Origin of the sequence: Streptomyces sp. CB01881, assembly GCF_002953255.1 — a bacterium.
Classification (GTDB): Bacteria; Actinomycetota; Actinomycetes; order Streptomycetales; family Streptomycetaceae; genus Kitasatospora.
This window is the reverse complement of record NZ_CP026498.1, coordinates 10,530,361-10,538,441: the sequence shown is the minus strand read 5'-3', so window position 1 is coordinate 10,538,441 and position 8,081 is coordinate 10,530,361. Positions and strand designations below refer to the sequence as shown.

General features: G+C 71.1%; 5 protein-coding genes and 1 pseudogene. 4 read left to right on the top strand and 2 right to left on the bottom strand.

Going from position 1 to position 8,081, the window contains the following annotated elements; genetic code table 11:
* Positions 1–484: hypothetical protein (locus C2142_RS35365; RefSeq protein WP_194235844.1), on the top strand; the 484-nt coding region annotated here is incomplete at its 5' end.
* A 506-nt stretch (positions 485–990) separates the two neighbouring features.
* Here C2142_RS35365 and C2142_RS35360 read toward each other — a convergent pair.
* The gene (locus tag C2142_RS35360) at positions 991–1,893 is read right to left on the bottom strand and encodes a hypothetical protein (protein ID WP_148646929.1); all 903 of its coding nucleotides are present in this window, start codon (positions 1,891–1,893) and stop codon (positions 991–993) included.
* Between the two features lie 144 nt (positions 1,894–2,037).
* Positions 2,038–4,014, bottom strand: coding sequence for a serine/threonine-protein kinase (locus tag C2142_RS35355; RefSeq protein ID WP_206671090.1), 1,977 nt, complete (start codon positions 4,012–4,014; stop codon positions 2,038–2,040).
* Between the two features lie 501 nt (positions 4,015–4,515).
* Between C2142_RS35355 and C2142_RS35350 the strand changes: the two genes are divergently transcribed.
* The 3 genes and pseudogenes from C2142_RS35350 (at position 4,516) to C2142_RS35335 (ending at position 8,073) form a co-directional block, all read left to right on the top strand.
* On the top strand, positions 4,516–5,610 hold the full coding sequence (locus C2142_RS35350) for a hypothetical protein (protein ID WP_241002979.1): 1,095 nt from the start codon (positions 4,516–4,518) through the stop codon (positions 5,608–5,610).
* A 532-nt stretch (positions 5,611–6,142) separates the two neighbouring features.
* A pseudogene (locus tag C2142_RS35340) lies at positions 6,143–6,634 on the top strand (GrpB family protein).
* A gap of 854 nt (positions 6,635–7,488) precedes the next feature.
* On the top strand, positions 7,489–8,073 hold the full coding sequence (locus C2142_RS35335) for a DUF4231 domain-containing protein (RefSeq protein ID WP_162002637.1): 585 nt from the start codon (positions 7,489–7,491) through the stop codon (positions 8,071–8,073).
* The last annotated feature ends 8 nt before the right edge of the window (positions 8,074–8,081 follow it).

The following is an 8,081-nucleotide window of genomic DNA, read 5'->3' as shown; positions in this document are numbered from 1 at the left end:
TGCAGCAGAGCAGAACAACGAGCTCGGCGGCAGCATGGACGAGGTGCTGCGGCTGGCGGAGGCGGAGAACCCGGGCTCCAAGGTCGAGATGAAGGTCTACACGGGCGGCCAGTTCGGGGAGAGGTACGCCCTGGTGGTCGCGATCACCAAGGACACCGCGCTCACCGACGCCGAGCGTGCGGAGGCTTTGCAGGACGCCTGGAAGAGCCCGGACCCGGCGAGCGGGGTGCAGACCACCTTCAGCGGCATCGAGGACGTCGACGCCGGACCGCTGGGCGGGTCCGCGCAGTGCGGGCTGGCCTACTCGCGGAGGGAGCAGCCGGACGTCTTCGGGAACCACATGTTCAGCACGACCCAGTGCGTCGCGATCGGCACCAACACGGTGATCGAATACAACGAGAGCGCGGAGCTGTCGGGCATGAAGATCGCCAAGACCGCCGACGACCTGCGCAAGTTCCGGGCTCAGGCCGAGGTCAAGCGCTGACCTCGGCCGGGGTGGTCGGACGGTTCCCCGGGCGGTCGGACGGTTCAGGGGGCCCGCTTCGGCACCACCGGGCTGCCGGTGGTGCCGCCGGTGGTGCCGCCGTTGATCGCCGTTGATCGCCGTGTACGGCATGGTGCCGTCCGGAAGGAGTTCCAGCTCCCGCTCTCCGGCGGTGTGGCACTCCATTCCCCTGGAGTCGGCCGGCCGCGAGGTGAAGCGCAGCTTGGTGCTCGACGCGAAGGTCGGCGTCCACTCCGCGTCGCAGTGGCCGTCGGCGGTGTCCGGATAGCCGTTGGCGGCATGCGCATCGTTGACCCGGGTACCGCGGACCGTCACGGTGATCGCGTTCAGTGACGCGACGCACGCCGGCTTGGACCGATCTGCTCTCCTGCCACCAGCAGTGTGCTGCTCGGCCCGTACCCCCACCCCCACGCCTGATCCCGACCGCTCCGACGGGCCCGGCGCACTGCAGCGCCCGGTGTCACCGGGCCCTTTCGTGTCGACCCTCAGCCCTGGCAGGCGTAGGTGAACGAGGTGGCCGCCCCCAGGCGGCGGGGTTCGAGGATGTCGACGGTCGCGGTCGCCCGCATCGTGCCGCGGCCGTCGAAGGACCAGTGGAGCACCAGGTCCGCCCGGCGCTCCCCGGACTGCACCGGCTGCACCAGCTCGCCGGAGGACGTGCCGTCGCTGCGCAACCAGCGGTAGCGGATCGTCCCCGCGTGGCCGTCGGTGCCGACCGTCGCGGTGATCACGGCGGTTCCGCCGCACGGCGGGCCGCCCGCCGGTTCGGCGCCCACGGTGACCCCGGTCAGTATGAGCGGCGGCTCGGACCGGCACCGCGCCGCCAGGAAGGCGAGCAGGACGACCAGGACCGCCGCCGGGACCAGCCACCGAACGGCCCGGCGCCGACGCAGCCGGGCCTCCCGCTGCCAGGGCGGCGGCGCGCCGTGCCACACCGCCACCGCCACCGGCGGCACGCCGGGGCCGAACCGGCGCACCTCGTACTGCTGCGGCGCCGGGTCAGGCTCCGGCGGGACGGGCACGGGCTCCGGTGGGACGGGGACGGCCTCCGGCGGGACGGGCACGGGCTCCGGTGGGACGGGGACGGCCTCCGGCGGGACGGGCACGGGCTCCGGTGGGACGGGGACGGCCTCCGGCGGGACGGGCACGGGCTCCGGCGCCCGGGCACCCGAGGTGCCCCAGACGGTCGGGTCGAGGAACGTGGCACACGCCGCGTCCTCGGCGTCTCCGGCGTCCTCGGCGCCGGACGCGGCGGGCGGGGCGGGCATGGCCCCGGCGGGCACGGCGCCGCCGGGCGGGACCGTCCGCTCGGCCGCGGGGTCGGCGCCGAGTCGGACGGTCCGGTCGGGGCCGGAGCCCGGGCCGGGCTCCGGTCGGTGCAGGGGCATGGAGACCTCCGAAAACGTGCGGCGGAGAGGTGCGGCGGGGAGGCATGGCGGGGTCGTGCGACGGAGAGCTGTGGCAGGGACGTGCGGCGGCGCGGAGACGGCCGGCCGGCACGGTGAAAACGTGCCGCAGGACCGCGGGCGGGATCAGCCGGGCTGCCGGCAGTCGATGGCGGGCAGCTCCCGGTAGGCCGTCGGGGTGCTCTCCGGCCTGGGGTCGCTGCCCACCCGGACGCCCCACTGAAGCCTGTCGTCGTTGCCGAAGTCATGGGAGCGGGTGAGGGTGACGGAGCCGGTGCCGAGCCGCACGGTCTCGGTGGCCACGGTCACGGGCGGGTTGATCGCGCCGGAGTGGTGCTGCCAGGAAACGGTGAGTGTGGCCCCGGGCGGCCCGGACGCCACGACGGTGATCCTGGCCTGGACACCGAAGTGGCCGTTGTCCAGGCAGCTGATCGAGTCGACGTTCAGCGAGGTCACCCGGACCGCGGGCGGCGGCGCGGTGGTGACGGAGGACGGCGGCGCGCCGGCCTGCGTGGACGGTGAGGTGCCGGTGGACGGCGGAGTGGTACGGGGCGTGTCGGTGAGCCTGGGCGCGGGCGATGTGGTGGTGCCCGGGGTGGGCGTCCGGCTCGGTGCCGGGCGGCCGACCGTACGGCTCGGCGTCGTACCGGAGGCCGTCGCAGGCGGAGGCGCGGGCGAGCGCGACTGCAACGGAGCTACGGACGGGGAAGGAGCCGTAGACGCGGAGGGAGCCGCGGACGGGGACGGCAACGGGGACGAGGGGCTCGCCACGGGGGACGGCGGGGCGGTGGGCGTCCGGGGCGCGGAGGGCCCGGCCGACACCGTCGGATCGGACGGCCCGTCCGTCGCCTCCCCGCCGGCTCCGCCCACCGCGCCCAGCGAAGTGGTGACCCGTGGCAGCGGACTGCCGGTCACCGTCCGGTCCCCACGGTCCGCCGCTCCGGCGATCGCCACCGCGGCCAGCGAGGCCACCGCGAGTGTGCCCACCACCGCGCCGACGACCGCCCGGGTCCGCCGGAACCGCGGGTGGTCCACCCGGACCCGCCCATGCAGCCCGAGCCGCCGGGCGGTCCGGCGCGCGGAGGCACGCCCGCGCGGGTGGACGCTCCTGGTCGCCGAGGCACCGCCGCCCCGGTCGTGCGTGCCACGGCTCGCCGCGGCGCCCCGGCCGGCCACGAGCTCCGTGTGCGCCAGCGCCGTCGCCCCGCCGGGCGGCGGCCCGGCCGCGCCCCACGGCAGCAGCAGCGCCAGCAGGGCCACGAGAGCGGCGAGGTCGGCGCGCCCGCGCTCCTCCCAGCGCTCGCCGTACCCGGCCGCGGCGACCGCCTCCAGCTGCCGGACGAACTCCGCCGCGCCGGACGGTCGCTCCTCCGGCCGCTTCGCCATCCCGGCCCGGACCAGCGGCCGGACGCGCTCCGGGACCAACTCGTCCGGCACGGGGTGCTCCCGGTGCTGGACCGCCAGCTCCACGACCGTCCGGCCGGGGAACGGGCGAGTGCCGGTCAGGCACTCGAAGAAGGTGACGGTCGCGGCGTACACGTCGGCGGCGGACGAGGCCGGCGCGCCCGTCCACTGCTCCGGGGCCAGGTAAGCAGGCGTGCCGGAGATGTCCCGGTCGTCGCCGCTGGGCACGGCGATCCCGAAGTCGACCAGCTTGGTGGAGCCGTCCGCCGCGACCAGCACGTTGGCGGGCTTGTAGTCCCGGTGCACCAGGCCGGTCGCGTGAGCGGCGGCCAGCCCCAGCAGCGAACCCTTGAGGACCACCAGCGCGGCCTCCGGTGTCGTCGCCCCCTCGGACTTGAGCAGCGTGCGCAGCGGCACCCCGTCCACCAGCTCCATCACGATCGCCGCGTGCGGCCCGGCCTCGACGTACTCGTAGAGCCGCGTGACGTACGGGGAGTCGACCCGCGCCAGAACCTGCGCCTCCTCGCGGAGACCGGAGCCGCCCACCCCGGCGAGCAGGTACTTGATCGCCACCGGCGTGCCGGTGCGGTCGTGGTGCGCGAGCACCACGCGGCCGCTGGCCCCGGCGCCGAGCTCCCGCAGCTGGGTGTAGTCCGGAAGCCGCCACTCGTCGGTTCTCCGCCCTGCCTCGTCCTGCATCGCCCGCCCCCTCAGCACACCGCCCGGTCCAAGCTCGCCCGGTGCCACCGACGAGGCGGCCAGCGGCCCGGTTCCCGCTCCGGCTACCGTCCGAACCCTGCTGCCGACGGCTCGTGCACCACCTTTGACGTTCCCGCAGGCAGGCCACCCGACCTGCGGGAACGACGAGTGGAAACACATCGGCGCACACAGGGGTTGTGCGCGGCGGCCGCCCGCTCCCCGGGCGCTCCTGCACCCGCCCGCGCCCGCGCCCCCGTCCGCCCACGCCCCTCACGCCCGGCGGCGGCTTCGGGACTCGCTCCGGCCCTCCTCGGGGTGTTGCGGACATGCTCAACGCACCCCTAGCGTGAGTGACCCCGTTGATCCATTCACGTGGAGAGGCCCGCCTTGATGATTCGCCAAGTCAGAACCGCGGCACGAGCGATACTCGCAGCCGGTCTGCTCGTCACCGGCGCGCTCGTCGGCGCATCGCCGGCGGCGGCCGCTGCGGCACCGACGGCCGTGAGCGCATCCGAGTACACCCTCACCGCGGACTACCACCGCTTCGACACGCTCAACTCGGCCCTCGTCACGGCGCTGGGGACCTCTGCCGTGCACACGGTGATGGAGAACGCGAACCACGACCGGCAGGCGCTCCCCGCGTCCTTCTCCGTCGGCGGCCTGTCCACCGGCTTCCGGTTCGACGACGGCGACAACTCCGACTGCCAGAGCTTCCCGCAGGGCATCACGACGAGCCGGGACGCCGTGGGCACCGCGGACAGCGGCAACTACGACGGCCACCAGCTCGTGCTGGTGAGCTGGTACACCAAGGACGGCTGCGGCGGTGCCCAGCAGCGCAGCCGGATCACCCTGGTCGACTGGGACGCCACCTACCCCAACACCTACCGCAAGATCCTCCTGGTGGAGCCGGCCGGCACCGCGGCGGCGCCGGACTTCAAGGACATCCCGATCCACGCCGGCGGCGTCTCGTGGTACGGCAACTACCTCTACGTCGCCGACACCGGGCACGGCATGCGCGTCTTCGACATGCGCAAGATCCTCAACACCGATCCCGGCGGCACCGCCGACCAGATCGGCCGCCAGTCCAACACCGTCTACTACGCCCACAACTACGCCTACGTGCTGCCCCAGATCGGCACGGTCACGTCGCAGACGACCTCCGGCACCAACCTGGTGTGGTCGTCGGTCTCCCTCGACCGGGTCAGCAAGTCGATCGTGATGACGGAGTACACCTGCCAGTCGGGCTGCACCGACTACCCCAACCGCCCGCCGAGGGCGGTCCGGTTCCCCTTCGCACCCGGGGCGACGACGTTCGCCGCGACGACGACCGCCGGCCAGGCCCTCCAACTGCCCTGGTACAACCTCAATGGCGTGGCCTCCCACAACGGCCGATGGTGGTTCAACTCCTCGGGGCAGAAGAAGCTCTACTACTGGACCCCGACCGCTGGTCCCGCCACCTTCGCCTGGGTGGGCGGCGGCGAGAGCCTCTCCTACTGGGAGGACAGCACCAACCCCGACCTGCTGTGGTCGCTGCAGGAGACCACGGGCGGACGCAACGTCTTCGCGGTCACCCAGGCCACCTACGGCGGCGGCTGAGCACCGGACCTGCGCACGGAGTTCACGGCCCGGGCGCTGCAACGGCATTCACGGTGACGAGGCTTCAGCTCCCGGGCTGGGGCCTCGTCCTCGTCCTGCCGGTCCCCCTCCCCCGGGCTCCCACCTCGGCTCCCGCCCCGGATTCCCGGCACAGCGCGTGGCCTCGACTCCGGTCTCGCTCCCTGCTGTACGGCGGGTGCCCAACTACGGCAATCGGTTCACTCCGCTGGAGGCAGGGACTCATGCGGACTTTGACAAACTCAACTGGAGTGACTCAGAAAGCGTGTTGGGGCAACCGAGTTCGGATCTCGTGACCTCGGCCTTCACGAAAGCCCCGACCGGTTCGCCGGTTGGGGGCTTGTCGTCCACGGTCTCGTCTGTGGCAAGGCCTCCGGGAAGGCGACGCCACAGGGGCAGAGCCGTGCCGAGAGCGGATCATCCGTTCCTGACGCCGCCACCGCGGGATGACATCGGAGGAGTACCGCTCCGACCGCGCCCCCGCAGCCTTCCGTCCGCTGAATCTCCAGCCACCATGGTTGATCTCGACGAACCGATCCACCTGGCTCGCTTCGACCCGTCCTGGGGCGAACTGGGCCGGGAGCTCGTGCGGCAGGTCTCGTCAGTGCTGCAGGACATGCCGGTAGCGATCGAGCACATCGGATCCACCTCCGTTCCCGGCCTTGACGCCTAACCGGTCATCAACGTCCAGGCCGGGTGCCAGCCAACCAACGCCGCCGCCGCCGCTACGATGAAGCGGATCCAGGAGCTCGGCTTCGAACTCCTGGGAAAGTCCGGCGTACCTGGCCGCGAATACCTCCACCAGCGCTCTGGGCCACCCGTGAACGTCCACGTCGTCGGGCAGAACGGCCGATTGTGGAACGACAACATGCTCTTCCGCGACCTTCTGAGGGCCCATCCCGACGTAGCCGCACGCTACCGGGCGGGCCAAGCACTCCGCCGCGCGAAGCCGGCATGCTCCTCGCCTACACCGAACTCAGAGCGAGCGCCGTCGCGGAGATCATGAACGCTGCACGGAACGGCCTGACACCACGGCAGCCTCCGGCCGACGCCCCGCCCCGCGTCAGGGTTGAGGATCACAGTCGCCCGGTCTCAATTCTGTTCTCATCCACCCTCATTCGGCCCAGGTCCGGCCGCCACTCAGCCAGTCGCTCCGCCCGAGTTCGGAACAATTTCGTAACCTCCGCCTTGATCGAAGGCCGAGACCGCTGAGTGGTCTGGGCCTTCGTTGTCTCGCGGTGCCACCTCCGCGCCATGGCTGATCTCCAGCCCGAAGCCGCTACCTCCGAGGATGAAGCCTAAGGATCACCGGCCTGGCCCACCCCGAGGGCCGCGTCGACGCCAGCAGCCACATCGCCCCAACCTCCCTACTCGGAGCCTCCGAGGTCGCGCCCGGCAGACCGGCCCCGCCCATGACCGCAGGCAGTGCCCCATCGCGCGCTCGCCAGCCTGCTCCCACTTTCTGGCTCAACCCGCCTGGGTCATCAACTGACAGCCCGCGCCAACCCAGCTCCGACCGAGAGCCTCGCCGTGGACGCCATCATCACGCCAGCGCTGGTACACCACCGCGCGCAACGTGATCGGCTCGGCTAGAAGCCTGTCTGAGGCCAGTCCGGCCGACCTGCCGACGCACCGGCCCGTAGACCGCACGCAACCCACATCGACTCGAATTTGCAAGCGACTCATGTCGCGACTTTCGAATCATTCTTCACAGAAGTTCACTCCGTACGCATCCACCCTTGTTCGCCAATGATCCGTGCCCTACCCTCCGATAGGTCCAGTGAGGCAACAGGGGGGTCTGTGGCAACGGGTGCAGGTGTTTCCAGGGATGGGCAAAACACGCCAGAATCTCGGCCGATCTTGACAACTGAGCGTGAGCAACGACTTCAGGAGAATTACCGGAGGAAGGTCAATGAATTTGACCAGCTAGAGGCCGATCTCCGCGGCGCCCGTGCCTTCCAGCGGATCTTCCTGCTTAGCATGATCGGCGCGATTGCGCTAGCCTTCCTACTGGGCTACACCGTGATCGTTGGCCTATGGAATACTCAACCACTGTTTGCCAGATATGTAGGACTGGCGATCGTCACTGCCCTGTGGGCCACAATGGGCCGACTCCTGTGGATCGGCCGCAAGAAGATCGTTACCAAATCTGGCGAGCTTCGCAATGCACTGCAGGACCGCCAGACCGCCGCAGCCCAGCTCCCGCTCGACTCCCCATCCAGCCTGCGGATCTACCGCGAGGCTTCGCTGGAGATTATTGATCAATACCGGAGGGGCGCCAACAGAAATCGTCGGGTTCACAACTTCTTCCAGGTTATCATCATTACCGGGTCGATTGTGACATCATCTCTCAGCGCCATGAATGATGGAAACAGTGCCATACTCAGGTTCGGCACAGCCTTCCTCAGCGGTCTTGTGGGAATATCGGCGGGCGTGACGGGGTAAATTCAGGG

What these genes read in the sequence shown, in the direction of transcription:
- C2142_RS35355 (WP_206671090.1), bottom strand. Translation starts at nt 4,014, where the DNA reads ATGCAGGACGAGGCAGGGCGGAGAACCGACGAGTGGCGGCTTCCGGAC.
- C2142_RS35360 (WP_148646929.1), bottom strand. Translation starts at nt 1,893, where the DNA reads ATGCCCCTGCACCGACCGGAGCCCGGCCCGGGCTCCGGCCCCGACCGG.